Below are 24,363 nucleotides of genomic sequence, written 5' to 3'. Positions count from 1 at the left end.
AATTTTAAGATATATTTAAGCGTTGTTTAAGTAGAAATTAATATTGACAAAATATAATATAATTATGAAAAATAATGTATAAATGAAGGAGGTATCATGGTGATAAATTGTAATAGGAGAGAGAAAAAATGAAAGCGTTATATAGAGAATACAAGGAAAATGTAAAAATCCTGATGATGAATATAAGGAGATTTGCTAAATATCAAATTGGTACAAAAATTATCTTATCCATTATACTACTGCCATTTTTTCACTTTATATCAGGGGTATTAATGAGAAGTAGAGGTTATGAATATTTAACCAATGGTCTTATTCAAAAATTTATACTTTCACCTCAAGGGATTATTTTAATTTTAGTAGGGCTTGTTTTAGGATTATTGGTGATACTGATTGAGCTTGGGGGGCTACTGGTTATTAGTTATCAGAGTATCCTAGGATATAAAGAAAGTAGTTTTCAAAGTATAGTTAAATATTGTGTTGGTAAAATTAAATATTTATTCGGAATTGACGGTATATTTATAGTGTTTTATCTGTTTTTAATTGCGCCTTTTATAAATAATGATTTAACAACGAGTGTCCTTCAAAATATAAAAATACCGGGATTTATTATGGATGTGATAAATTCAAAATTATCCTATCAGGTGTATTTAGCAATAATTTCTATTATATTTATTATTCTTTCTATTAGATGGATGTTTTCTTTAAATATATTGATACAAAACAATGAAAAAGTGAAATATCCATTAAAAGAAAGTTCAAAATTAGTAAAAAATAATTTTGGTTACATACTTAAATATATTTTTATAATGGGATTATTTAACGTGATAGTTTTTTTAGTAGGTGCAGTAATCTATTTATTAGCTTCAATTATTTTATTATTTGTTCTTCAAAGTATTTCTCAGGAGATATTATTTTTTATGCTAATAGGAATTGGAATTGTAATATTCGTTGCTATTCTTTTCCTTTTAACACCATTTCAAACAATAATATTGACAAAAATGTATCTTCATGTTTCTAAAGGAAAAGAAGAGGAACTTACATTATCTTATAAATTTAAAGATAATTTTGTTGATAAGCTAATAAAAAATAAATATATATTATCTTCAGTTCTTATTGGAAGCATTATTTTTTCAACACTATATATCTATGTAGTAATTGATGAAATGGAAAATACTAAATATGCAGTGAGTATAACTGCTCACAGAGGAAGTTCAACTGATGCTCCTGAAAATACATTGGCTGCAATCAATGCCGCTATTAAAAATGGAGCTAATTATGCTGAAATAGATGTACAGCAAACAAAAGATGGAAAGCTGGTATTGCTCCATGATAAAAGTTTTAAAAGAACAACAGGTGTAGATAAAACTGTAGGGGAATTAAAGCTTAGTGATATAAAAAAATTAGATGCTGGCTCTTGGTTTGATGAAAATTTTAAAGGTGAAAATGTGCCTACCTTAGAAGAAGTTATAGATTATTCTAAGGATAAAATTCGTTTAAATATTGAAATCAAAACAAATAATACGGATACAACTTTAGTTGAAGATGTGGTACGGCTGATTAAGGAAAAAGATTTTATATCCAGGTGTGTAGTAACCTCTTTAGATTATAAGGCTATTGAAGAAGTTGAGCGTCTTGAGCCAAGAATAAAAACTGGGTACATTATGTTTATCGCACTTGGTAATTTAGAAAAATTAAATGTAGATTTTTACAGTGTGGAAGAAACTAATGTTAATGAGAAGTTTGTCACTAATGCCCATACAATTGGTAGAGAAGTACATGTATGGACTATAAATACAACTGAAAGCATGGAAAATATTTTAGAGTATGGAGTTGATAATATTATAACTGATAATGTGAAATCTTTAAGAGAATTAATTAATGAGAAAAAGACGAGTGTAAAGGAAATATGGAATAAAAAGTGAAAAACACAAAAGGAGATCGATGTATGAAAAAGAAATTGTTAATAGGTATTTTGGGTGTTATTGGCGTTGTTGCATTAGTATGTGTATATTTTTTTGTTAATATTTTAAGAGGGCTTAATCAGGTGAAATTACAGTATAGTGAAGAAGTGGTATCTACACTAAAGAGACCACTGGATTTTAGTGCTTATGAGGAAGAGCTAAGTAATATAAGTGATTTAAGAATGAAGGAATTAAATAAACTTATTTTTGAAAAGAGTATAGATGAAATTCAAAATTCTATTAGAAAAGGTCAGATTTCTTGCAAGGAAGTGGTCCTATATTATGTAAGTAGAATAAAAGAATATGACAATAAATACAATACTGTGATACAAATTAATCCTAAAGCTTTAGAATATGCTAAGAAACTAGATGAAAAAATTAACAGTGGATTTGAAGTTGGTGAACTTTTTGGGGCAGTGGTACTTATAAAAGATAATATCTCAGATGCTGACATGAACACTTCAGCAGGAGCATATGCTCTTAAAGACCTCAAAACGAAAAGGGATTCTTTTGTTGTTAAAAAGATAAAAGACCAAGGTGGTATTATATTAGGTAAATGTAATTTAAGTGAGTGGGCAAACTTTATGTCAATGCCTTCAAGTAATGGATTTTCAGTATTAGGAGGACAAACCAAGAATGCGTACGGTAAATTTGACGTTGGAGGTTCTAGCTCAGGTTCAGCAGCTGCTGAGAGTTTAAACTTTGCTTCAGTAACACTTGGCTCTGAAACTGCTGGCTCCATGATTCATCCAGCCGGACAAAATTCGGTGGTTGGTCTAAAGCCAACTGTTGGATTTTTGAGTAGAGATTTGGTAATACCAATATCTGAGGCACAAGATACAGTAGGTATTATGGGGAAAAATGTATTGGATGTAAAGAAGGTTTTTGATCATGTTGTTGGAGTTGATTCAAATGATCTAATAACAAAAGACGCAGTTAAGTTTGTATCTAATAACATTAATTCAAATAATAATTATATAAAAGGAAAGAGACTTGGAATTATAGATGATGGAAGTGTTGAGAAAAAAGGTTTAGTTGAAGAACTTAAAAAACTAGGTGCAGAAGTAATTAACGTAGAACTTGTAGGAGATGAATCTAAAATTGATCAAATGCCTGTATTAAACTATGGTATAGTTCATGATGTTAAAGCTTATTTAGACAATGAAGATGTTATAACAAATGTACATTCATTGGGGGAAGTTTTAGAATTTAACAATGAAGATCCTAAAAAGAGGATGCCATATGGTGCACAATTACATGAAGATGCTTTAAAAGCCAATATATCAAAAGATGACTATGAAAAAATTGTACAAAATAACCGCAAAATAAGTTCGCAGATAATAGATAAAACCCTTGAAAAATATGACTTAGATGCATTGGTATCAATAAGTAATGAGCTTTCAGGAATTTATGCACCTGCATTATATCCAGCTATTACTGTTCCAAGCGGATACAGGTCAAATGGTGAACCATATGGAGTAACATTTGTAGGAACAAAATATGATGACATGAATTTATTAACAATTAGCTATTCTTATGAATTGGGTACAAAACATAGAATTCCACCAACAATTGATAAGTAGACTTCAAGAATAAAATGCTTTTTTATGCAAATCATATTTTAAAGAATAAAATATGATTTGCATGGAGTTGATTGAATGAAACTAAATAGATTTTATAAATATTCTATAGGCATAATATTAATTCTGATAATTATGCTTTTATTTTCTTATATGCCATTTTTAGTTGAAGCTTTAGAAATATTGATTAGATTGATATTTTATCCTTTTATTATTGGTGGTTTATTATATTATATGCTGCGCCCAATAATTAGATTTTTTGACAGCAAGAATGTAAATAGAAATATTTCTGTTTTAATTGTATTTTTACTGATAGTAAGTATTTTTGCTGTCATAGGAGTTTATGGTGGAGTATCTATAAGAGAACAATTTTTAGAGTTCTCAAAGGATATATTAGATAAATTTCAAGAAATAAGAAAAAATGCTGAGGGAATATTGAAGAATAGATTTGATTTATTTATAAATGTTGAAGATTTAAAAGAGAGGGCTTGGGGATTTCTAGAGAGCGGTCTTAGAGGGGCAAAGACAGGTACAGTAAAAATAATTAGTAGAATAACTAATTTTATTAGTATAATTTTATTAATTCCTATTGTTGTGTTTTTCCTTTTGAGAGATGATGAAAAGCTTTCAAAGAATTTTTTCAAAAACTTTTCTTTAAAGAATGAAAAGAAATTTAAAATAGTATTAAAGCATATAGATAAAACTTTAAGTACATATATATCTGGACGTCTTATTGTTTGCATAGTCATTGGAATTTTCACATTTATAGGTTATCTAATTATAAAATTGCCAAATTATTTTATACTGTCAATTATAACAATGATTTTTTCAATAATACCTGTGGTAGGACCTATAATAAGCATAATACCAGCTCTTATTATTGCAGCAGGTGGAGGACTGACTTTAATAGTTAAAGTACTTATTGTAACTTTTATAGTTCAGCAGATTGAAGGAAATCTTGTTACACCAAAGGTTATTGGTGAAAATTTACAAATTCATCCTCTTACAATAATTTTTTTAGTAGTTGTATCCGTTACACTGCTTGGGTTTATTGGAGGGCTTATTTCCATACCAGTGTATGCAGTTATTAAAGTTATTATTAGGGATGTAAATGAATTTTGGGTAAAATAAGAGTCATATTCATAATTCGATACATTTTACCAAAATTTATCACAAATGTCTAAAACATGCCAATTTAGATAATTATTTTACAATAAAGTTATTTTGAGGTAATATATAAATATAACGGTTAGAATGCTCTTGATAGAAATAAAAAGCTATTAGAGAAAACGTTTAATTTATAATAAAAATTAAATATAACGATCTGATAAGACTTTAGAGAAAATTTTTAAAATTAAGCTTTGAAGAAGTCAGTGTAAAAAAATTTAAAATTTTTTTGTGCTGACTTTTTTTATTTTAAAGGGGGAAGAGAGAATGACAATTAAGTTTAAAAGTTTTTCATTTAAAGTAATGATGGTAGTATCTATTGTAATACTCATATTTTCTATTAGTGTGAGTGCTTTTATAGGTAGAAAAATAAGCAAAATAACTGAAGAGAAGGCTTATGCAGAATCATCAAATTTAGCTTATAAATATGGGACGTTTATTAAACAAAGAATGGAAAATACATTACAAACTACAGCTACATTAGCATCAACTATAGATGGAATTATGGATTATGGTAATGTAAATAGAACTCAATTAGATTATATGCAGATAGCTGCTTTAAAAGGAAATAAAGATGTAAATAGTATATACGTAATTGCTGATAATAATGGTATTGATGGAAATGATGCTAATTTTGCTGGAAAAAAAGGTCAAATCAATAATGGAAGATATGTAACTTTTTTTGTAAGAAATGGAGGCGAAATTATTAATGAACCAATTGAATCAGATTTTACACCAGGTAAATATTTTCAAAACATGAAGAGTGACAAGCAACCAATAATGTTTGATCCTTATTTTGATACTGTAGCTGGAAAAAAGATTTTATTTACAAGTGTATTATCACCTATAGTGCATAAAGATAAATTTTGTGGATTAGTAGCAGCAGATATAACATTAGAATCATTTCAAAACTATATTATGGAGCTTACAAAAGATAATCCAGATATAAGTGTTAGGTTAGTTGCCTATAATGGAACTTATATTACAAATCCTAATAAAGAGTTGTTAGGAAAACCAGTATTTAAGGATGATAATAAAGAAAAAGAACACATTATGAGTATAATTCAACAAGGGAAAAATTCGGAAGAATTTGTATATTCTGAGTATTTAAATGAAGAGGCATATAGAATTTATGCACCTGTTTTTGTTGGAAATGTTAAAACACCATGGTCTCTTATTGTAGATACTCCAGTATCTAAAATTAAAAAAGAAGCAAACATGGTAAAAAAATATACTGTAATTATTACTATAATTTTATTGGTATTCCTTTTAATACTTATATATATTGTTTTAAAGAAAGTAACTAAGCCTTTAATAAAAGTTTCTGACCACTTAAAATGTTTATCAACAGGTAATTTTATGGAAGAAATACCTGAGGAAATTATAAAAAGAAATGATGAGTTTAAAGTTTTAGGAGACTCTATTAGCAAAATGCAGTGCAATATAAAAGATATTTTAATTAAGATAAATACATCCTTTAAGGAAGTAGATGAAGCTTTTGAAGGGGTAGCACATATGGCTGATCAATCAAATAAAACTGTGTGTGAAGTATCAAAAAGTATAGATGAAATTTCAAGTAGTATAGTGGGGGAATGTAATAGCATTGAAATATTATCAGAAAAAGCAAATAGTTTGGGCGATAAAATTAATGATTCTAATGAGTTAGTTTTTGATGTCTTTAATATTTCTTCTGACACAAGTAAATTAACTAACGATGGAATAGAAATTATGAAATTACTAGATGTTAGAACCAAAGAAAGTAATGAAAAAACTTTAGAAATAGCAAATGTGATACAAGATACTAATGAATATGCAAATAGTGCAGGAAAGATTATAGGATTAATTAATAGTATAGCTGCACAAACTAATTTATTAGCTTTAAATGCAAGTATTGAAGCAGCTAGAGCTGGAAGTTCAGGAAAAGGATTTGCTGTTGTTGCAGAGGAAATAAGAAAATTATCAGAAGAAACATCTAAAGCAACAAATGATATAAAAATTTTACTTGATAATATACAAGGGAAATCTAGTGAAGCAACATCTACAATGAATGAATTTAGTGAAATAATAGAAGAACAAAATAAAACAATTAGCAACACAAATGAAATATTTAACAATACTTCTCAATTGCTAGAAAGGTTTGTTGATAAAATTAATAAACTAAAGAAATACACAATGGAAGTACAAAATAATAAAGATGAAATAATAGATTCTCTTTGTAATATGTCAGTAACAACTCAAGAAGCAGTAGCAAATACAGAACAAATAGCAGCATCATCTGAAGAACAACTAGCAGGATTAGAAGGAATATCTACTTATACTGAAAACACAAAGAATTTAATTGAAAATCTTAAAAAAGAGATTGAAAAATTTAAAGTGAGTTAAAAAACTAAAGTCATTCATCCGAATGGCTTTAGTTTTTTATTTGTAGAAAAATAACAAGGCATCAAAGTTTTATAACTTCATTGATAGATAATGTAATATATAATACGAAGTATTAGGTGTAAGGGAAAATAATTCAAGTAATAAGCTTATTATTTAGAAGGAAGGGAAATGCATGAAAATTACAGAAGAGAATTTTGTTCCTCAGCTGAAAAAAAAGAATGAGAGGGCTTTGGAATATGTTATAGATAATTATGGATGGATTATTAAATCTATTGTAAAAAAACATTTATATAACCTTGAAAGTCATCAAGAAGAGTGTATAAATGATATACTTTTAGGAATTTGGAACAATATAGATAGTTTTAATGAAGATAAAAGTACTTTTAAAAATTGGGCAGCAGGAATAGCAAAGTACAAAACTATTGATTGCAGACGGAAGTATTTAAGAGATTTAAAAAATGAAGATATAGATCAGATAGAAATAGTAGTAGAAGATGATGTTTGTAAAGAAGTTATAAAAAACGATTTAGACAGGGACTTGGATGAACTCTTAAATTGCTTAAAAAAACAAGATAAAAAGTTATTTATTAAGTTGTATGTTAAGGAGCAGGAGATTGATTGTGTAAGCAAGGAGATAGGTTTAAAAAGAGAGATAATTTATAACAGAATATCTAGAGGGAAAAGAAAACTAAAAAAGATGTTTAATATTATGGAAAGTAGGGGATAAAATGAAAAAAAATATATATGATATGTTAAATGAAGTTGAAATAGACTTAAATGAATATGATATAGAAGATTTTAGTGATATTGAAAAAGCAAAGATTAAAAAGAACTTTAAAAAATCAATTAGAAATAAAAATACCCTATATAAAAAAGGTGCAATAATTGCTTCAATAGCTATATTAAGCATAGGATTAGTTGGAAGTAATTTAGGCAATCAAGTTTGGGCATGTGCAAATACAATTGTTTATGATATAGCAAGTCATTTGGGAATAGAAAAAAGCTTAGATGAATATAAGACTGTTATAGATAAATCAATAACTAACAATGGTATAACTATTAAATTAAATGAAGTTATTTTGGATAAAGACGAACTTATTATTTCATCTATTAGAAAATACAGTGAAAAAATAGGGGAGGATTCATTACCAATAACTGCTGATATTTATATAAATGGAAAAGAAGTAAGCGATGCATGCGGTGGAGGTTCAAGAAAAATAGATGAATACACAGTAGAGGATATAATGTCTTATGACTTAGAGGAAAATGATTTTAGTGGTGATTTAAACATTAAAGCTGTGTTTTCAAATGCAAGAATTAATGGAAAGACAAAAAAAGGACGTTGGGTGTTTGAATTTAAGACCAATGGAGATGAATTAAAATTAGACACTAAGGAAATTTCACTTAATAATACTTTTACACTTGAAAATGGTCAAAATATTATTTTAGAAAAATATACTAGTAATAATTTAGGACAAAAGATTTATTACTCTAAAACTCCTAAAGGTACTGATTATGATATGGTATTAAGAGGACATGATGATTTAGGAAATAAAATTGAGTTTTACGCATCTAGAGAAACTGCTAGTAATGGAATATTCAAGTTAACTACTATCCATGGAAACCTTAATGAAAATGCAAAAATATTAACACTTACTCCTTATGCTGTTAAGTTTCCTGAGAAAAGTGGCAGAATGAGTAATGATTTTAAAAAAGTTGGTAAGGAGTTTACAATAGATTTATCAAAATAGGTATTTCATTATTTGCCATGATTGCAAAGTTAAATTGCAGTCATGGCTATTTTATATTAATTAAATTTTTGTTTTTAAACGTTATTGTACGGATTTTTATTGAAAATATATATTAAAACATATCAAATTACATGTTGAAATGTGTAAAAGTCTAGTGTATAATATTGAATACAAACATTTTACAAAAAAACATAAATAATGTTCGCTTATATAAATTTAGCAATATGGGCTAAATGTTTCTACCAACTACCGTAAATAGTTTTGGCTATAAGTGTTTTATTGTCATGCATATATGACATATCTAACACCTTATACCAATAATGTAAATAAGGTGTTTTCTTTTTATATAAAATTAAAAGAACACTTATTCATAAATTTAATACATTATTTTACATAAGAAAAGGAGATATGGACATGAAAAAAAGTTTTTTAGCAGTAATTTTAGCAATTTTGATGACAGTGGTATTTATAGGATGTACTAAACCTAAAAATGAAGAAGGTTCTAGACCAATTGTAATTCAAGGTGCAATGGATGTAGAAACAGAAAATATGGTAAAACAACTGAAAAATGTTGAAGAAATAACATATGGAGGTTGGAAGTTTTGGAAGGGAACGATAGATGAGTTTCCTGTAGTTGTTGCTAAAACAGAAATAGGTATGACAAATGCAGCAGCATCAACACTATTAGCTATTGAAAAATTTAATCCTAGAGCAATAATCAATCAAGGAACTTCTGGAGGACATGATCCTGCTTTGCATCGTTGTGATATTGTTATAGGAAAAAAAGCTGTTAATTTTGGATCTTTTAGATCTGAGCATAGCGACTATGGTCAAGGAATTCACTCTGAAAATTGGATTCCAATGGATATCAATGTGAATGTAAATGGTGAAATGAAGGAAGTTAAAGAATTTGAAGGGGATGCTCAACTTATTAAAGCTGCTAAAAGTGTAGCAAATGTATATAACAAAGGTAAAGTAGTAGAGGGAGTTATTGGATCTGCTGATCAATGGAATCGTGAGCTAGATAGAATCAAATGGATTAATGAAAAGTATGGAACATCAGTAGAAGAGATGGAAACAGCTTCAGCGGCTCAGATTGCGAAAACATATAATGTTCCGTTCCTAGGAATTAGAATATTATCTAACAGTGAAGTACATAATGAGGACTATGATAGAAATTCAGGAGAATATTGTCAACAATTTGTTGTTGAAGTAACAAAAACATTAATTAAGGAATATTCAAAGTAAAATTCTTTCTAATATTTTATTACTAATAATATTGGCAAGAGACAAGAAAAGTTAATATTTTTATAGAAAGTCAGAAAAAGTATAGTTTTAATCTAAAACTATACTTTTTCATTTGCTAGCTGTTCTACTGCAGGAATATCCGCTGGCGCCCATCTTAAAGACTTCAGATTTTCTCTTTTAAGCCATATAAGCTTAGAGTGCTCATCAGCAATAGGCGTACCCTCTTTGATTTTACATTTGATTGTTATAAGGTTTACAATAAACTTTTCATAATCATGTGTATTATCATTAAATATTTCTTTATATTCAATGGAGCACGTTAGTTCCTCTTGAATTTCTCTTATTATAGCTTGGGCAAGATTTTCATTTTTTTCAACTTTTCCACCAGGAAACTCCCACATGTTTGGAAGACTCATTTTAGGGGAACGAAGAGCACACAATATCTCATTATTATCATTTTCAATTATTGCACCAACAACTTTTATTAATTTTTTCATCTTAAACACCTCCAGGTTAGATTAACATATGAGGAAAAAAATATCAATTATTAAGGTTTCATAAAGTCTTGGTAGTATGGGTAATAACATCATACATAAAAATAACTGTGTACTATTATGTTATTTTAAAATGTATTGAATATATATTTAACTTAAGTGATTATAGAAGAGTTGCATTTGCATTAGCCATATTTGTTGTACCTATTAGTTTAAATGTAATTTCAGGTATTGAAGATGTACTTAGTTATTTATATATTCCACCTATAAAAATTCCAGTATTATTAGTCACTATATTGGTATATATAAGAGCAAGAAGAATATGTGATGAAGATGAATTGAAATGAGAACATAGGTAGAGCATTTTAACACCAAAATCTTTTTTCAATTCATTTAAATTCACTATAATTTGACTATTTATAAGAACCATTGAAAATATTATTTTAAGTTTTAATAAAAAATCCTTGCAATATTATATTCTACATGTATAATATAATACATGTAGAATATAATATTGTGAATCTATTAAGATTTGAGGAGGTTAAAAATGTCATTAAAACATGGAATATTAGGATTATTGTCATATGGTTCAATGACAGGATATGATGTTATGAAGTTGTTTAATGAATCACTAAATTTTTTTTGGAACACACAAACCAGTCAAATATATCGAGAATTAGATACTCTTGAGAAAAAAGAGTGGGTAACTTCAGAATATGTAGTACAAAAAGATAAGCCGAATAAAAAAATATTTACACTATCTGATGATGGTAAAAGAGAGTTAATTAGTTGGCTAGATGAGCATTCGGTGAAGAATGCTATGAAAATACGTGATGAAATGACCATGAGAGTATTTTTTGGGTCAAATGGAGATAAAGATATTTTAAAAAAAGAACTCATTGAGTATAGAAAAATTAACGAAGAATTTTCTAGAAGATTAAAACAAGCAGAAGGAGAACTTGATTATAGAGAACAATTAACTGGTAAAAAAGGTGAGAAAATGTATTGGTTAATGGCAATAAAGAGAGGACATTTTACAGCTGAGTCCAATATTCAGTGGGTTGATGATTGCATGGAGTTACTTGAAGCAGAGGAGGGTTAATAGGGTGAAAAAAATAACAATCGTTAATGGAAGTCCTAGGGGTAAGAATGGAAATACAGCAAAAATAATTGATGGTTTTTTAAAGGGGTATCAATCTGTTGAATTAGAAAGTCAAATAGAGTATATAGAACTTCACAAAGAGAATATAAAAAATTGTATAGGATGCTTTACTTGTTGGACTAAAACTCCAGGAAAATGTATACATAAAGATGGTATGGAGAATTTATTACAAAAACTAATTGATTCTGATTTAGTAATATGGGCAACACCGGTATATCATTATGGTATGACATCAATTTTAAAAACATTTGTTGAAAGAACTTTACCTTTAGCGGAACCATTTATTGTTAAAGAAGATGGTGAATACGTTCATCCAATAAGATATAAAAGAATTAAAAGTAAAAATATAATTATTTCCAATTGTGGTTTCCCGGATTTTAGCAACTTCGACATATTAAAAGAGTCATTTGATAAAATTACGAAAAATAATATAGATGAAAGTATTTGTTGTGTGATGGGAGAATTATTATCCCAAAATGCTATGAAGGGAAGATTAAAGTGGTATTCAGATACTTTGGGACAAGCTGGGATTGAATATGCCAGAAATGGAAAGATTGAATCTAGTACAAAAGAAATGCTTAATCAACCTTTAGTTCCTGTTGATGATTTTATTGAAATGGCAAATTTAAGCTGGGATATTAATAATGATATAGATACTGAAAGTGTGACAAAGGGTGATGAAAGAACACAAAATAATAAGAAACAAAAGGGACTTTCATATTTAAAGCTTATGAGGCAAAGTTTTGTTAGTGAGAATGCTAAAGGAATAGATTCTATACTTGAATTTGAGTTTACAGATTTAAAAGAAACTCATCATTTTATAATCAAGGATCAAGTATGTGAGTTAGTTGAAGGTGCTAGTAATTCTTTTACAACAAAAATTATTACTACTTATGAGACATGGCTTAAAATTTCAAATGGAGAACTAGAAGGTGCAAAAGCTATGATGGATGGTCTTTATCGTATTGAGGGAGATCTGAATTTCATGATGGCTATGGGAAAAATTTTTGGATCAGATGATTCAAAAGAAGCTAATGATTCAAATGAAGAGCCTAAGAAGGATAAAATCCTGGGAATAAAAGGACAAAAATGGATGGGAATAACCTTTATACCTTGGATTATATCATGGTCAAGTATTACTTTTAGTACTTTCTTTGGGGTTTGGATTCCGCTGCTGCTTAGTTGTTTAATAGTAATGGCAAAGAAAAAGCATAAAGAAGTCACTTATTTTGAGCAAATGAGCTTTCAATATTTTGGTTTACTAGCAATAGTTCAAACTGTAGGAACTTCATTACTTAAGTCAGATGGTGCCCTTATAAATTACTTTGCCATAGCTTTAATATGGGGTGCTTCGCTGTTCAATGAAACACCACTGACATCTGACTATTCGAAGTTTGATTTTAATGGGAATATTAAAGGAAATATCTTATTTACTAAGACAAATGAAGTTTTAACATTATTCTGGAGTGTAATATTTATTATACAGGGAATCTTGTTTGCTATTTTGAAAGAATTTAGTTTATTAGAATTTACACCAGCTATATATATATTAACTTTTGGTGCATTGAAATTTACTAATTGGTTTTCAAATTGGTATCCTAAATATGTAGCAGGAGGAAGAAGAAGAAAGTAATTATCATAAAGAAAAATTTAATTAATATTGAAGATATAAAGTTGAAAATTTATGGAGGTATCATTATGAAATTAGAACGTAAACATGTATGGATTATAATATGGGCTATTACTTTACTAGCGATATTTAAAGATGGAGGCTCAGGAGCTAATATAGGTGGATTTTTTAGTGGTATATGGCATGGATGGATAGCACCAATAAAACTTATTATGGGAATATTTGATGAGAATGTTCGTATATATCAGGTCGCAAATAGTGGATGGTTGTATGATTTTGGATTTTATATGGCTGTTATAAGTGGATTTGGTGGGTTATCTTTAAGTCGTAGAAAAAGAAAAAAAGAAACTGCTTAATAATTTAATTATATATATTACATTGAGAATGTAATATATATAATTAAAAATAAGAAAGTTAAGGAAACTTCTTAAGAATTGTGCAATCTGAATTCTTAGGGAGTTTTTTTATTTTACAAAAATAGATAATCTAAGTAAAATATTAAATTTTCTATATTAGGAATATTATAGGATTTTAGAAAAGAAAAAAATAAAAGTAATAATAGCTAAAAATATATAGAAGAAATAATAAAAATATTTTGGAAACGACAAAATGTTACATTTGTGAAACATTTACGCAATATTTATGAAAAATTAAAAATTTATTATATAGGAGGATTAAGAAATGAAAAGGATTAACAACAAATTTAAATTGTAAATGGTTATGACAGGAGTGGTAAAAATGAGTAAAGTATCGGACTTTTTTAGTATTAAGAAAAAAGAACCATATGTGCCCCTTGAAGAACAAAGAAAGCAATGGGGTAAAGAGTTTTTTAAAGCATTCTTTGTTGTGTTTGTAGCGTATGCATGTATGTATCTAGTTAGAAACAATTTTAAAGCTGCTCAACCATTATTAAAAGATCAGCTAGGATTTACTACAACAGAACTTGGATATATAGGTTTTGGTTTTTCTATAACCTATGCTATTGGAAAAACTGTTTTAGGTTATATTATTGATGGTAGAAACGCAAAACGTGCAGTATCAGTACTGCTAATTATGTCAGCTACTATAGTTTTGGCAATTGGAGTTATTTTATTGACGGGTAACAAGCCTACAGGTGTAGTTTTAGTATTATGGGGATTAAGTGGATTCTTCCAAGCACCTGGTGGTCCAAGTGCCTATTCTACAATTACTAGATGGACTCCAACTGAAAAAAGAGGAAGATATTTAGGATTTTGGAACATGTCTCATAACATTGGTGGAGGAGTAGCAGGGATATTAGCGTTATTTGGAGCAAATGTATTTTTCCATGGAAAAGTAGCTGGAATGTTTATAGTACCAGCAGTAATAGCAATTATAGTAGGTTTTAGTATATTATTCATTGGAAAAGATGAACCTCAAGAATTAGGATGGAATTCATCAGAAGAAATATTTGGTGAAGCTAAGAATGAGAATGATGTAGAAGTAGAAGAAATGAGTAAGTTTGAAATATTTAAAACATATATTTTAAAGAATCCTTGGATTTGGATTTTATGTGTAGCTAATATATTTGTTTACATAGTACGTATCGGAATTGATAACTGGGCACCATTATATGTTACAGAACAACTACATTTTGGAATAAATGAAGCAGTAAATACAATATTCTATTTTGAAATGGGAGCACTTTTAGGTAGTCTTAGTTGGGGATTTATATCTGATTTATTAAAAGGAAGAAGAGCTCTTGTAGCTGTATTCTGTTTAGTGTTAACTGGTTTTGCAGTGCTAGGATATATGAAGGCTACAAGTATTACAATGGTAAATGTTTCATTATTCTGTCTTGGAACATTAATATTTGGACCTCAACTATTAATTGGAATATCACTTGTAGGATTTACTCCTAAAAAATCTATTGCAGTAGCAAACGGTTTAAGTGGTACCTTTGGATATTTATTTGGAGATTCTACAGCTAAAGTTTTATTGGCAAAAATAGCAGATCCAAAAGCAGGTGGTATAAATATTGGAAGCATAAATCTTCATGGATGGCATGATGTATTTACAGTATTTTATGGAGCGCTTATTTTAGGAATTATTCTTCTTTTACTTGTTGCTTATGAAGAAGAGAAGAGAATAAGAAGAGTGAAGAGGGAACCAATAGAAGAAAAGTTAGCTGCTTAGCAGTATAAAGGTTCACGATTTTTATGTAATATAATGCATAAAAATTGTGAACCTTTTTCTTGTAGCATTAATCATAATGAAGAACTTTTACTTAAGTTTTAGTGCAACCTATTTACATTTAATTAGACATATAATACAATTTATACAAAAGGATGGATATATTATATTTGTATCTTTTTATAATAAATTGTAACAGGAGTTGGTTTTATGAAAAGTTTTATAAATGGAAATAAGGTGGTTTATTACTTAAGTTAGATTTACAGGTATTAATCCACCTTTATTTCTATAAGTTATTTTTTATATTGAAAGGTGGAAAATAAGATGAATTTAAAAAATATATATACAAATAGGTTAATATTAATACCTATAACATTGAAAATAACTAAATCTTTAATAAGTAGAAGTAGTAAAGAAATTGAGAAACTTGGAATTAAATGTGATAAAAAGTGGCCTACAGAAGATACAATGGATATTTTACCAATTATAAACAATTCATTAGAAAAGAGTAAAATACCAACTGGATTTGAAACTTGGATGATAGTAGACAGAAATAATAAGAGAATAATTGGAGATATAGGTTTTCATGGAAAACCTAATGAAAAGGGCGAAGTTGAAGTTGGATTTGGATTAGTAGAGCATGAAAGAGGAAAAGGTTTCGGTTCTGAATCTTTAAATGCTATTATAGATTGGTTAAATTTTCAAGAAAGTGTTAAAGTTATTAAGGCTGAGTGTTTGATTAGCAACAAGTCGTCTGCTCGAATATTAGAAAAGGCTGGATTGAAAGAAGTTAATAGAGACAATGAATTAATTTACTGGGAATTTATTAAATCAGTATGCTAATAACCTGATATAATAAAGTTTTTCAGTATATGAATAAATAGGTAATCCGAAAACGGATTACCTATTTTTAAATACATAAATCAACAATTTATAAAAAAATACAATGGTGATAAAATATACTTATAAATAAAAACAATAACACTTAAAAGCTAGGGGGAATAGATGTGATTTTAATTAAAAATGCCAATATATATACTATGGCTGAGGAAAATTACGAAAATGGTATGATATTAATTGAAGATGGAAAAATAAAGGATATTGGAGTTAATATAGATATTCCTGAAAATGCTGAAGTTATTGATATAAAAGGTAAGTTCGTTATGCCAGGAATGATAGATGCACACTGTCATCTTGGTATGTGGGAAGATGGAATGGGCTTTGAAGGTGCTGATGGAAATGAGATTGTTGATCCAGTTACACCACATTTAAGAGCCATAGATGCTATAAATCCTATGGATGTATGTTTTAAAGATGCATTAGAAGGAGGAATAACAACTGTAGCAACAGGGCCAGGCAGTGCCAATGTTATAGGAGGACAATTTGCAGTTATTAAAACTCATGGGGACAGAATTGATGATATGATATTAGAGCAGTGTGTGGCTATGAAGTGTGCCTTTGGAGAGAATCCTAAGAGATGCTATAACAATTTGAAGAAAAGTCCAAGTACAAGAATGGCAACAGCAGCTATATTAAGGGAGAGTTTGATTAAAGCACAAAAATACGTTGAAAAGCAGGAAAAAGCAAATAATGAAGGAGAGAAGACTCCAGAATTTGATATAAAAATGGAGGCTCTTTCAAAGGTTATAAGAAAAGAAATACCTTTAAAAGCACATGCACACAGAGCTGATGATATTTTAACAGCCCTTAGAATTGCTAAAGAATTTGATGTTGATATTACTCTAGATCACTGCACAGAAGGACATCTTATAGGTGATTATCTAAAAGAAGGTTATCAAAAGGGAATCATCATAGGTCCAAACTTATCTAACAGATCAAAGATAGAACTTAGAAATCGCACTTCTGAAACATCAGGAATACTTAAAGAGAAAGGAATTAAAGTTGCCATAATGACAGACCATCCTGTAATTCCACTGCAATACCTACCAGTTTGTGCAGCTATTGCAGCAAGAGAAGGATTAGGGGAAGAAGAAGCTCTTAGAGCTATAACTATCAATCCAGCTGAAATTCTTGGGATAGATGATAAGGTAGGAAGTTTAGAAAAGGGTAAAGATGCAGATATAGTTGTTTTTACAGGACATCCTTTTGATTTAAGAAGCAAGGTTGAAATGGTAATGGTAAATGGGAAAATAATAAAGAAGTAAATAGTTCCATAAATTTTGTTGAAAGGAATATATAATATGCAGTTTAATATTTTCAAAATAGAAACCTTTATCCCAGAAGAATATGTGAAAGAATTAAGAAGAAGTCTTAATGATATAGGGGCACTTACCATAGGCGGAAATTATGATAATTGTATGTCAGTGTATAAGGTTATTGGTTCTTGGAGACCTTTAGATGGTGCTGATCCTTTTGAAGGCACAATTGGTGAAATATGTGAAGCAGAAGAGTGTAAAGTAGAATTTTGCTGCAAAAAAGAAATAGTAAAAAAAGCAGTTGATACAATTAAAAAAGTTCATCCGTATGAAGAATCTGTTATAAATATAATTCCTATATTAAATCCAAATGATATATAAAAACTCCATAATCTAATATATTATATCTCCCGTAGTAATGAAAAGTACTGCGGGAGTTTTTATATTCTTAAATTTACAATCAAGAACTTAACTATATATAAACTTATAGATCAAATAGGAAGTGATTGTGAAATAGCACTCGCAGTATATGACTGTTCTTATATTATGTTTTGGTGCAAAAATAATCAATTAGTATCGAGTATGTATAATTATGCTCTATCAGAGGAATATGAAGATATAAAGTATATTAGTGAAGAAGAGTTGCTTCAACGGAAATATTACATTGAATAGATAATATACTTTGTGATTTTCTAAAAATGCGAAGCAAATATGATACAATGAGTTATGATAAAATTGTAAGGAATGATGAAGATTATTTATATTAGACGAGGGAGAGATTTATTATGACAAAAGAAGACGAAGGACAAGGGAAAATATCACTTATGATATCAGCTCTGCTTTCACTCATAGTGGCAGTATTGAATATAAAATCCAAACACTATTTTTATGGGATTACAATGTTAATAGTGTTTGTTTTGGTCTCTATTGAAGTATTAAGAAAATTTAAAAATAGACATAGTACTTAAAATGTATTTTTCTTAAATTACGGAGTAAAAGGGTAATAATCAAGAAAACATATAAGTTATATTATAAAGAAATTATGTAATAATGAATATAAATTAATTAAATCATAATCGTAAAATATCACGTAACAAATATTAGAATAAATAAGGTCAGGTGATAAAAATTGAAATTTACATATGAATTATTAGGTGTGGGATGGGCAGAGGTAAATATTGAAATAAATGGTCAAAAGAGTTATTCTTCACCAAGTTACTTATCAGACGCATTAGGAGATTTGTTAAATGCTTTATTAAGAATTATTCCTGAATTAGATTATTATGAAGGAGCACCAGATAATAAAGAATTTGTTGTTTGGAGTGAAGAACCAGCAGAAACTCAATGGACTTTAGAATTAGTTGATTTAGATAAAATCAGAATTAAGATAGAATGTTTTGAAGATGAAGATAATGATAATGGAACTATTGATATAGACGAAATATGTAATTTAAATCAATTTTTAAGTGAAGTAGTGAAAGCACTAGACTTATTATTAGAAAAGCATGGATTCATAGGTTATAAAGAAATGTGGTATGAATATGAATTTCCTATAGGCGCTTATTTAAATTTGAAATATTATTTAGATAATAAATCTAGCTTTCCTATGCAAGAAAAAATTCAAGATGGTGAAAAATATAGAAAAAGTTTGATAAAAGAAGAATTAATGATTTTAAAAAAATTAAGTAGTAAGTTATAAGACACAATATTCTTAAATTACGATACAAAAGGTTAAAAATCAAAGAAGTAGTTAAGTCATAATAGCAAAATTTTATGTCTTAAAATAGGAGCACTAGCTCCTATTTTATTGGCTTGGAAAGAGTAGTGGAGGGTGTCAAGCTTCTTAAGAATTTAAGTTCTTAGGAAGTTTTGTTTATGTTTTGAGTAGTACCACTTAGACACAGATTACAGACAAGTTTAATGTGTGAAAAATTGTATTTATATGTTATAGTATGTATGAAAAAATAAAAAATTCTAAAAGGAAATACAAAATGAAAAGAATATTGATTTTAATGATAATAGTTTTAACAATAGTGGCGGGATATAAAATAGTACATATAAAAGATACTAATAACTTTCAGGAAGGTAAAACAAAAAAAATACTAGAAAAACAAGAAAAGAAGGAATTTGACAATCCTGAGTATTTGGAAGAAAAAAAATTAAATGATATGATAGATGATTTATTCTTAGAAGAAAAATTGGGGCAAATGATAATTGTAGGATTTAATGGATATGAAGTTAATCCTGATTTTCGTAAGTTAATAGAGGATTATAAAATAGGTGGGGTTATTTTATTTGAAAGAAATATACAAAATTCAAAACAACTTTTAAATTTAAATAATAGCATAAAAAGCATAAATTCAAAGAATAAGTTACCATTGTTTATAACTGTTGATGAAGAAGGCGGAAGGATTGAAAGATTACCTAAAGGTTCTACAAAATTTCCTTCAAATAAAGTTATAGGAAGGGTAAATGATGAAAAAATATCTTATGAAATAGGTAAAGTTATAGGAACAGAGTTAAAAGCTTTTGGTTTTAATATGAATCTTGCACCTATATTAGATATATACAGCAATCCTAAAAACAAGGTCATAGGGAATAGATCCTTTGGAACTGAGCCTAAAATAGTTAGCACCTTAGGAACTGCTACTATGAAGGGATTACAAGATGCAAATGTTATTTCAGTAGTAAAGCATTTCCCGGGTCATGGAGATACCAATGTAGATTCTCATATAGGATTACCGGTTGTAAATTATGATAAACAAAGGCTGGATAATTTTGAATTGATTCCTTTTAAAAATGCAGTTGATAAGGGAGCAGATGCAGTTATGACGGCACATATTGTTTTGCCCAAAATTGATATCAACAAAAAACCAGCTACCTTATCTAAAAAAGTATTAACAGATATTTTAAGAAATGAATGGAAATTTAATGGAGTTATAATTACAGATGATATGGAAATGGATGCTATTGCTAATAATTATAGTATTAAAAATGCAGCAGTAGAAGCTGTAAAAGCAGGAGCAGATGTTGTTTTAGTGTGTCATACTCTAGAAAAGCAAATTGAAGTATTACAAGAATTAAAGAAGGAAGTAAATTGTGGACAGCTTAGTATGAAAAGAATTGATGAAAGTGTAAAACGAATTATTAAATTAAAAGAAAAGTATGGTTTAAATAATGCTGTTAATAAAGAAGAAGAATTAAAAGTAGTAGGAAATCAAAAACATAAAGAAATTTTAAATAAATTATATAAATAGGAGGAATATTATGGCAACTATAATAAAATCCCCTGCAAAATACATACAGGGAAAAGGTGAACTAAAGAACATATTTAAACACATAAAAAAATTGGGAAGTAGAATATTTTTGTTAGCAAGCGAAAATAGCTATAAAAGAGTTGGTGAAATAATAGAAGAAAGCATGAAAGATATAGAGGGTGCAGCTGTAACATTTTCACCTTTTGGCGGAGAATGTTCAAAAGATGAGATAAATAAAGCTGTAGAGGCTTGCAGAAAATCAGAATGTGATATAGTAATAGGAGCAGGTGGTGGAAAAACAATAGATACAGCAAAAGCTGTTGCAGACAACCTTGATATACCTGTAGTAATAGTACCAACTATAGCATCAAATGATGCTCCATGCAGTGGAATTGCAGTTATATATAACGATGAGGGTGTTGTAATAAAAGCACTTTTCACCAAGAAAAATCCAGATTTAGTACTTGTTGATTCAGAAATATTAGCTAATGCTCCTATAAGAATGTTAGTAGCAGGAATGGGAGATGCCTTGGCAACATATTTTGAGGCTAGAGCCGTTAAAAACTCTGGTTCAAGAACAATGGCAAGAGGACAAAGCACAAATACAGCTTATGCAATGGCAGAGCTTTGCTATAAAACACTGATAAAAGATGGAGTACAAGCTAAGAAAGATAATGAACAAAGAATAGTATCAGAAGCATTGGAAAATGTGCTTGAAGCTAATATATATTTAAGTGGTGTGGGATTTGAAAGCGGTGGACTTGCCGCAGCGCATGCAATAAATGATGGATTTGGACATTTACCTGAAGCTCACGGAGCTTATCACGGTGAGAAGGTAGCCTTTGGAACAATAGTGCAGCTTGTACTGGAGGATGCAGCTGAATTAAATGAAGTAATAGATTTTTGCATATCAGTAGGGTTGCCTGTAACATTGGAGCAATTGGGTGTTACAGATATAAGTATGGAAAATATAAAAAAGGTTGCGGATGCTGCTTGTGTTAAAACTCAATCTACAAAGAATATGCCATTCCACGTTGATGCTGAAAAGGTGTGTGCAGCCATATTAAAGGCTGATGAATTAGGCAAAAGCAAACTTTAAGTTATAAAATTTATAAAACTTCTTAAGAATTTAGGAATTTAAGTTCTTAGGAGGTTTTATTTATATTTTAAGAAATACATTATATAGTAAACATGTTTTGTATAGTTATAAGAGCTTCTGCTGCTTCTCTATTATACTTTTCATCATTATCAAGTTTGTCTTTTATTTCTTCTAAATGACTTATTATTGATATTTCATTTTCTTCAACATTTTTAAATAATCTATCATAAAAATTTTTTAACATTTTCATTTAAATCACCTCTATAATTTATTTTGGATTTCTTAACTTCACTTTGTAATTTAATTATATATATTATGGAGCAGAGCATCCATTCATCTATATTACATTTAGCTATTTTAAACTTACACTTTTGTAATGTTGTTACTAATTTTCTGCTATAATATGTACTAAGTAATTAAGCAGTTTCAAATGTTTTATGTTGGAGGATGAATATGAAAAAAATTATTATAATCGAGGATACAGAAATTATAAGAGAAGAACTTAAAATATTTTTATCTAAATATGGTTACGAGATTGATGCTCCAGATGATTTTGAAAATATAGTTGAATATATAGATAGAGCAAATGCTGATTTAATATTATTGGATATAAATTTACCCGTTTTTGATGGGTATTATATATGTAGAGAAGTTAGAAAAAATTCAGATATACCAATAATAATAGTTACAAGTAGAGACAGCGAAGTAGATGAGCTTATGAGTATGAACTTGGGGGCAGATGATTTTATAACTAAACCTTATAACACACAAATACTTTTAGCACGTATTTCAGCAGTCTTAAAAAGAGCTTGTAAAAATAATTATAAAGATGTATTGATGTATAATGATGTTGAATTAAATTTATCAAATGGTTGTGTTACTCATAAAGGAAATACGGAACAACTAACTAAAAATGAACTAAAGATACTTTCTTATTTGATGAAAAATAAGGGAACTATAGTATCAAGAGATATATTGATGGAATACTTATGGAGTTCAGATGTTTTTATTGATGACAATACATTATCTGTTAATGTCACAAGACTAAGAAAAAGACTTGAGGAAATAGGGGTAAAAGGTGTAATAGAAACTAGAAGAGGACTAGGGTATATAATGCCATGAGTATGAAAGAGTATTTAAAAGAAAGGATTTTATTCCTATTTATAAATTTCATAGCATTTTTTATTTTAGCTTGTATACTTGCAATAGTAGATATAGAAAGTATTGTGATATTTTCAATTTTTATTGTATGGTTTTTGCCACTAATAAGTTATATTATTATAGAGTTTATTAAGCATAAAAAATATTATCATAATACAGAAGTTGTATTACAAAGCCTTGATAAAAAGTATTTACTCCCAGAAATTATGGAAAAACCAGAGTTTTTAGAAGGAAAACTTTTTTATGAAATATTAAGAGAATGTAATAAAGAAATGCATGAACATGTAAATGAGTATAAAAATCTTCAGTTAGAGTATAGAGAATATATAGAGACTTGGGTTCATGAAATAAAAACACCTATTGCATCAAGTATGCTAATTATAGAGAACAATAAAAATTCTATCATGAATAATATAGGGCAAGAAATAAAGAAAATAGATGAATTTGTAGAACAGGCGTTATACTATTCAAGAAGCAGTGATGTTAGTAAAGATTATCTAATAAAAAAATTTGAGCTGAAAACTGCTGTCAATAATGTTATTAGAAGAAATTCTAAGGATTTTATAAGTAAAAAGATAAGCTTACAATTAGATGAAATAGAGAATGTTGTATATAGTGATATAAAGTGGGTACAATTTATACTTAATCAAATTATAAGTAATTCCATTAAGTATATTAAAGATAAAGAAGGTAAGATAAGAATATATTCTACTAGCAATAAGAATAATGTAATACTTACAATTGAAGATAATGGAATAGGAATTCCAGAGAAGGATATAAATAGAGTTTTTGAAAAGGGCTTTACGGGAGAGCATGGAAGAAAGTACAGCAAATCTACAGGTATAGGACTTTATCTTTGTAAAAAGCTTTGTAGTAAGCTAGGTTTAGGAATAAATATTACATCTGAATTGGGTGTAGGAACAAAAGTTAATATTATATTTCCTTTAAGTAAATTTAATTTGGGTATTTAAAGAGTGTGAATTTTAATATTTACACTTTTTTTGTTTTATTATATATTCTAATCAATTTGTAATACATTTTATATCAATAATCTTAATGAAAAGTTATCTTACAAAAATGTAACTTTAATGAAAGCTAATGCAATATGTAATTTTTACATAGGATAATATAATAATCTTGTAAGGCAATTTGAAAATCAATTAG

General features: G+C 28.3%; 24 protein-coding genes and 1 riboswitch. Of the genes, 22 read left to right on the top strand and 2 right to left on the bottom strand.

Annotated elements, in window-relative coordinates:
• Nucleotides 1-128: 128 nt before the first annotated feature.
• The 7 genes from OXH55_RS01840 to OXH55_RS01810 all read left to right on the top strand — a co-directional run bounded on the left by OXH55_RS01840 (nucleotide 129) and on the right by OXH55_RS01810 (nucleotide 10,089).
• Nucleotides 129-1,922 (top strand): glycerophosphodiester phosphodiesterase, encoded by a 1,794-nt coding sequence (locus tag OXH55_RS01840; protein WP_268047722.1) that lies wholly within the window; start codon nucleotides 129-131, stop codon nucleotides 1,920-1,922.
• 23 nt (nucleotides 1,923-1,945) lie between these two features.
• Nucleotides 1,946-3,544, top strand: a complete 1,599-nt coding sequence (locus tag OXH55_RS01835; RefSeq protein ID WP_268047721.1) for an amidase family protein — start codon at nucleotides 1,946-1,948, stop codon at nucleotides 3,542-3,544.
• 75 nt (nucleotides 3,545-3,619) lie between these two features.
• Nucleotides 3,620-4,672, top strand: a complete 1,053-nt coding sequence (locus tag OXH55_RS01830; protein WP_268047720.1) for an AI-2E family transporter — start codon at nucleotides 3,620-3,622, stop codon at nucleotides 4,670-4,672.
• Between the two features lie 303 nt (nucleotides 4,673-4,975).
• Nucleotides 4,976-7,090, top strand: coding sequence for a methyl-accepting chemotaxis protein (locus OXH55_RS01825; RefSeq protein ID WP_268047719.1), 2,115 nt, complete (start codon nucleotides 4,976-4,978; stop codon nucleotides 7,088-7,090).
• 172 nt (nucleotides 7,091-7,262) lie between these two features.
• A complete protein-coding gene (locus tag OXH55_RS01820; protein WP_268047718.1) occupies nucleotides 7,263-7,817 on the top strand; it encodes a sigma-70 family RNA polymerase sigma factor in 555 nt (184 codons plus the stop codon).
• Between the two features lies 1 nt (nucleotide 7,818).
• Complete coding sequence (locus tag OXH55_RS01815; RefSeq protein ID WP_268047716.1) at nucleotides 7,819-8,841, top strand: DUF4179 domain-containing protein; 1,023 nt, start codon at nucleotides 7,819-7,821, stop codon at nucleotides 8,839-8,841.
• A gap of 186 nt (nucleotides 8,842-9,027) precedes the next feature.
• Nucleotides 9,028-9,129: riboswitch (purine riboswitch) on the top strand.
• A 126-nt stretch (nucleotides 9,130-9,255) separates the two neighbouring features.
• Entirely contained in the window at nucleotides 9,256-10,089 is an 834-nt protein-coding gene (locus tag OXH55_RS01810; RefSeq protein WP_268047714.1) for a 5'-methylthioadenosine/S-adenosylhomocysteine nucleosidase, read from the top strand.
• A 98-nt stretch (nucleotides 10,090-10,187) separates the two neighbouring features.
• Here OXH55_RS01810 and OXH55_RS01805 read toward each other — a convergent pair whose 3' ends face one another.
• Nucleotides 10,188-10,586 carry a (deoxy)nucleoside triphosphate pyrophosphohydrolase gene (locus OXH55_RS01805; protein ID WP_268047712.1) on the bottom strand — a complete coding sequence of 133 codons (399 nt, stop codon included), beginning with the start codon at nucleotides 10,584-10,586 and terminating at the stop codon, nucleotides 10,188-10,190.
• Nucleotides 10,587-10,654: 68 nt separating this feature from the next.
• Here OXH55_RS01805 and OXH55_RS01800 point away from each other — a divergent pair, with 68 nt between their 5' ends.
• The 13 genes from OXH55_RS01800 (at nucleotide 10,655) to OXH55_RS01740 (ending at nucleotide 22,038) form a co-directional block, all read left to right on the top strand.
• On the top strand, nucleotides 10,655-10,930 hold the full coding sequence (locus OXH55_RS01800) for a hypothetical protein (RefSeq protein ID WP_268047710.1): 276 nt from the start codon (nucleotides 10,655-10,657) through the stop codon (nucleotides 10,928-10,930).
• 200 nt (nucleotides 10,931-11,130) lie between these two features.
• The gene (locus tag OXH55_RS01795; RefSeq protein ID WP_268047708.1) at nucleotides 11,131-11,685 is read left to right on the top strand and encodes a PadR family transcriptional regulator; all 555 of its coding nucleotides are present in this window, start codon (nucleotides 11,131-11,133) and stop codon (nucleotides 11,683-11,685) included.
• A gap of 4 nt (nucleotides 11,686-11,689) precedes the next feature.
• A complete protein-coding gene (locus tag OXH55_RS01790) occupies nucleotides 11,690-13,378 on the top strand; it encodes an NAD(P)H-dependent oxidoreductase (RefSeq protein ID WP_268047707.1) in 1,689 nt (562 codons plus the stop codon).
• A 65-nt stretch (nucleotides 13,379-13,443) separates the two neighbouring features.
• Nucleotides 13,444-13,731 carry a hypothetical protein gene (locus OXH55_RS01785; protein ID WP_268047705.1) on the top strand — a complete coding sequence of 96 codons (288 nt, stop codon included), beginning with the start codon at nucleotides 13,444-13,446 and terminating at the stop codon, nucleotides 13,729-13,731.
• A gap of 382 nt (nucleotides 13,732-14,113) precedes the next feature.
• Nucleotides 14,114-15,529, top strand: coding sequence for a hexose-6-phosphate:phosphate antiporter (uhpT, locus tag OXH55_RS01780; protein WP_268047703.1), 1,416 nt, complete (start codon nucleotides 14,114-14,116; stop codon nucleotides 15,527-15,529).
• A 321-nt stretch (nucleotides 15,530-15,850) separates the two neighbouring features.
• Entirely contained in the window at nucleotides 15,851-16,369 is a 519-nt protein-coding gene (locus OXH55_RS01775) for a GNAT family N-acetyltransferase (RefSeq protein WP_268047701.1), read from the top strand.
• 164 nt (nucleotides 16,370-16,533) lie between these two features.
• Nucleotides 16,534-17,691, top strand: a complete 1,158-nt coding sequence (locus OXH55_RS01770; RefSeq protein ID WP_268047700.1) for an amidohydrolase — start codon at nucleotides 16,534-16,536, stop codon at nucleotides 17,689-17,691.
• Nucleotides 17,692-17,727: 36 nt separating this feature from the next.
• Nucleotides 17,728-18,063, top strand: coding sequence for a YqfO family protein (locus OXH55_RS01765; protein ID WP_268049004.1), 336 nt, complete (start codon nucleotides 17,728-17,730; stop codon nucleotides 18,061-18,063).
• A 15-nt stretch (nucleotides 18,064-18,078) separates the two neighbouring features.
• On the top strand, nucleotides 18,079-18,354 hold the full coding sequence (locus OXH55_RS01760) for a DUF2691 family protein (protein WP_336296761.1): 276 nt from the start codon (nucleotides 18,079-18,081) through the stop codon (nucleotides 18,352-18,354).
• 113 nt (nucleotides 18,355-18,467) lie between these two features.
• Nucleotides 18,468-18,650 (top strand): hypothetical protein, encoded by a 183-nt coding sequence (locus OXH55_RS01755; protein ID WP_268047699.1) that lies wholly within the window; start codon nucleotides 18,468-18,470, stop codon nucleotides 18,648-18,650.
• A 161-nt stretch (nucleotides 18,651-18,811) separates the two neighbouring features.
• The gene (locus OXH55_RS01750; RefSeq protein ID WP_268047698.1) at nucleotides 18,812-19,381 is read left to right on the top strand and encodes a hypothetical protein; all 570 of its coding nucleotides are present in this window, start codon (nucleotides 18,812-18,814) and stop codon (nucleotides 19,379-19,381) included.
• Nucleotides 19,382-19,673: 292 nt separating this feature from the next.
• Nucleotides 19,674-20,939 carry a beta-N-acetylhexosaminidase gene (nagZ, locus tag OXH55_RS01745; protein ID WP_268047697.1) on the top strand — a complete coding sequence of 422 codons (1,266 nt, stop codon included), beginning with the start codon at nucleotides 19,674-19,676 and terminating at the stop codon, nucleotides 20,937-20,939.
• Between the two features lie 10 nt (nucleotides 20,940-20,949).
• Nucleotides 20,950-22,038, top strand: coding sequence for a glycerol dehydrogenase (locus tag OXH55_RS01740; protein WP_268047696.1), 1,089 nt, complete (start codon nucleotides 20,950-20,952; stop codon nucleotides 22,036-22,038).
• A 79-nt stretch (nucleotides 22,039-22,117) separates the two neighbouring features.
• Here the strand turns inward: OXH55_RS01740 and OXH55_RS01735 are convergent, their stop codons facing one another.
• Entirely contained in the window at nucleotides 22,118-22,288 is a 171-nt protein-coding gene (locus OXH55_RS01735) for a hypothetical protein (RefSeq protein WP_268047695.1), read from the bottom strand.
• Nucleotides 22,289-22,491: 203 nt separating this feature from the next.
• Here OXH55_RS01735 and OXH55_RS01730 point away from each other — a divergent pair, with 203 nt between their 5' ends.
• A complete protein-coding gene (locus OXH55_RS01730; protein WP_268047694.1) occupies nucleotides 22,492-23,160 on the top strand; it encodes a response regulator transcription factor in 669 nt (222 codons plus the stop codon).
• Entirely contained in the window at nucleotides 23,157-24,170 is a 1,014-nt protein-coding gene (locus OXH55_RS01725; protein ID WP_268047693.1) for a sensor histidine kinase, read from the top strand. The genes OXH55_RS01730 and OXH55_RS01725 overlap by 4 nt, the downstream gene beginning before the upstream one ends.
• Nucleotides 24,171-24,363: the final 193 nt, after the last annotated feature.

It is taken from the genome of Clostridium ganghwense, assembly GCF_026735165.1.
GTDB lineage: Bacteria > Bacillota > Clostridia > Clostridiales > Clostridiaceae > Clostridium_H > Clostridium_H ganghwense.
This window is presented reverse-complemented; position numbering and strand designations above follow the sequence as displayed.

Coding starts and splice junctions, on each gene's coding strand:
- OXH55_RS01810 (WP_268047714.1), top strand. CDS start 9,256: ATGAAAAAAAGTTTTTTAGCAGTAATTTTAGCAATTTTGATGACAGTG.
- OXH55_RS01740 (WP_268047696.1), top strand. CDS start 20,950: ATGGCAACTATAATAAAATCCCCTGCAAAATACATACAGGGAAAAGGT.
- OXH55_RS01820 (WP_268047718.1), top strand. CDS start 7,263: ATGAAAATTACAGAAGAGAATTTTGTTCCTCAGCTGAAAAAAAAGAAT.
- OXH55_RS01835 (WP_268047721.1), top strand. CDS start 1,946: ATGAAAAAGAAATTGTTAATAGGTATTTTGGGTGTTATTGGCGTTGTT.
- OXH55_RS01730 (WP_268047694.1), top strand. CDS start 22,492: ATGAAAAAAATTATTATAATCGAGGATACAGAAATTATAAGAGAAGAA.
- OXH55_RS01735 (WP_268047695.1), bottom strand. CDS start 22,288: ATGAAAATGTTAAAAAATTTTTATGATAGATTATTTAAAAATGTTGAA.
- nagZ (WP_268047697.1), top strand. CDS start 19,674: ATGAAAAGAATATTGATTTTAATGATAATAGTTTTAACAATAGTGGCG.
- OXH55_RS01725 (WP_268047693.1), top strand. CDS start 23,157: ATGAGTATGAAAGAGTATTTAAAAGAAAGGATTTTATTCCTATTTATA.
- OXH55_RS01775 (WP_268047701.1), top strand. CDS start 15,851: ATGAATTTAAAAAATATATATACAAATAGGTTAATATTAATACCTATA.
- OXH55_RS01785 (WP_268047705.1), top strand. CDS start 13,444: ATGAAATTAGAACGTAAACATGTATGGATTATAATATGGGCTATTACT.
- OXH55_RS01755 (WP_268047699.1), top strand. CDS start 18,468: ATGACAAAAGAAGACGAAGGACAAGGGAAAATATCACTTATGATATCA.
- OXH55_RS01795 (WP_268047708.1), top strand. CDS start 11,131: ATGTCATTAAAACATGGAATATTAGGATTATTGTCATATGGTTCAATG.
- OXH55_RS01805 (WP_268047712.1), bottom strand. CDS start 10,586: ATGAAAAAATTAATAAAAGTTGTTGGTGCAATAATTGAAAATGATAAT.
- OXH55_RS01840 (WP_268047722.1), top strand. CDS start 129: ATGAAAGCGTTATATAGAGAATACAAGGAAAATGTAAAAATCCTGATG.
- OXH55_RS01815 (WP_268047716.1), top strand. CDS start 7,819: ATGAAAAAAAATATATATGATATGTTAAATGAAGTTGAAATAGACTTA.
- uhpT (WP_268047703.1), top strand. CDS start 14,114: ATGAGTAAAGTATCGGACTTTTTTAGTATTAAGAAAAAAGAACCATAT.
- OXH55_RS01830 (WP_268047720.1), top strand. CDS start 3,620: ATGAAACTAAATAGATTTTATAAATATTCTATAGGCATAATATTAATT.
- OXH55_RS01825 (WP_268047719.1), top strand. CDS start 4,976: ATGACAATTAAGTTTAAAAGTTTTTCATTTAAAGTAATGATGGTAGTA.
- OXH55_RS01765 (WP_268049004.1), top strand. CDS start 17,728: ATGCAGTTTAATATTTTCAAAATAGAAACCTTTATCCCAGAAGAATAT.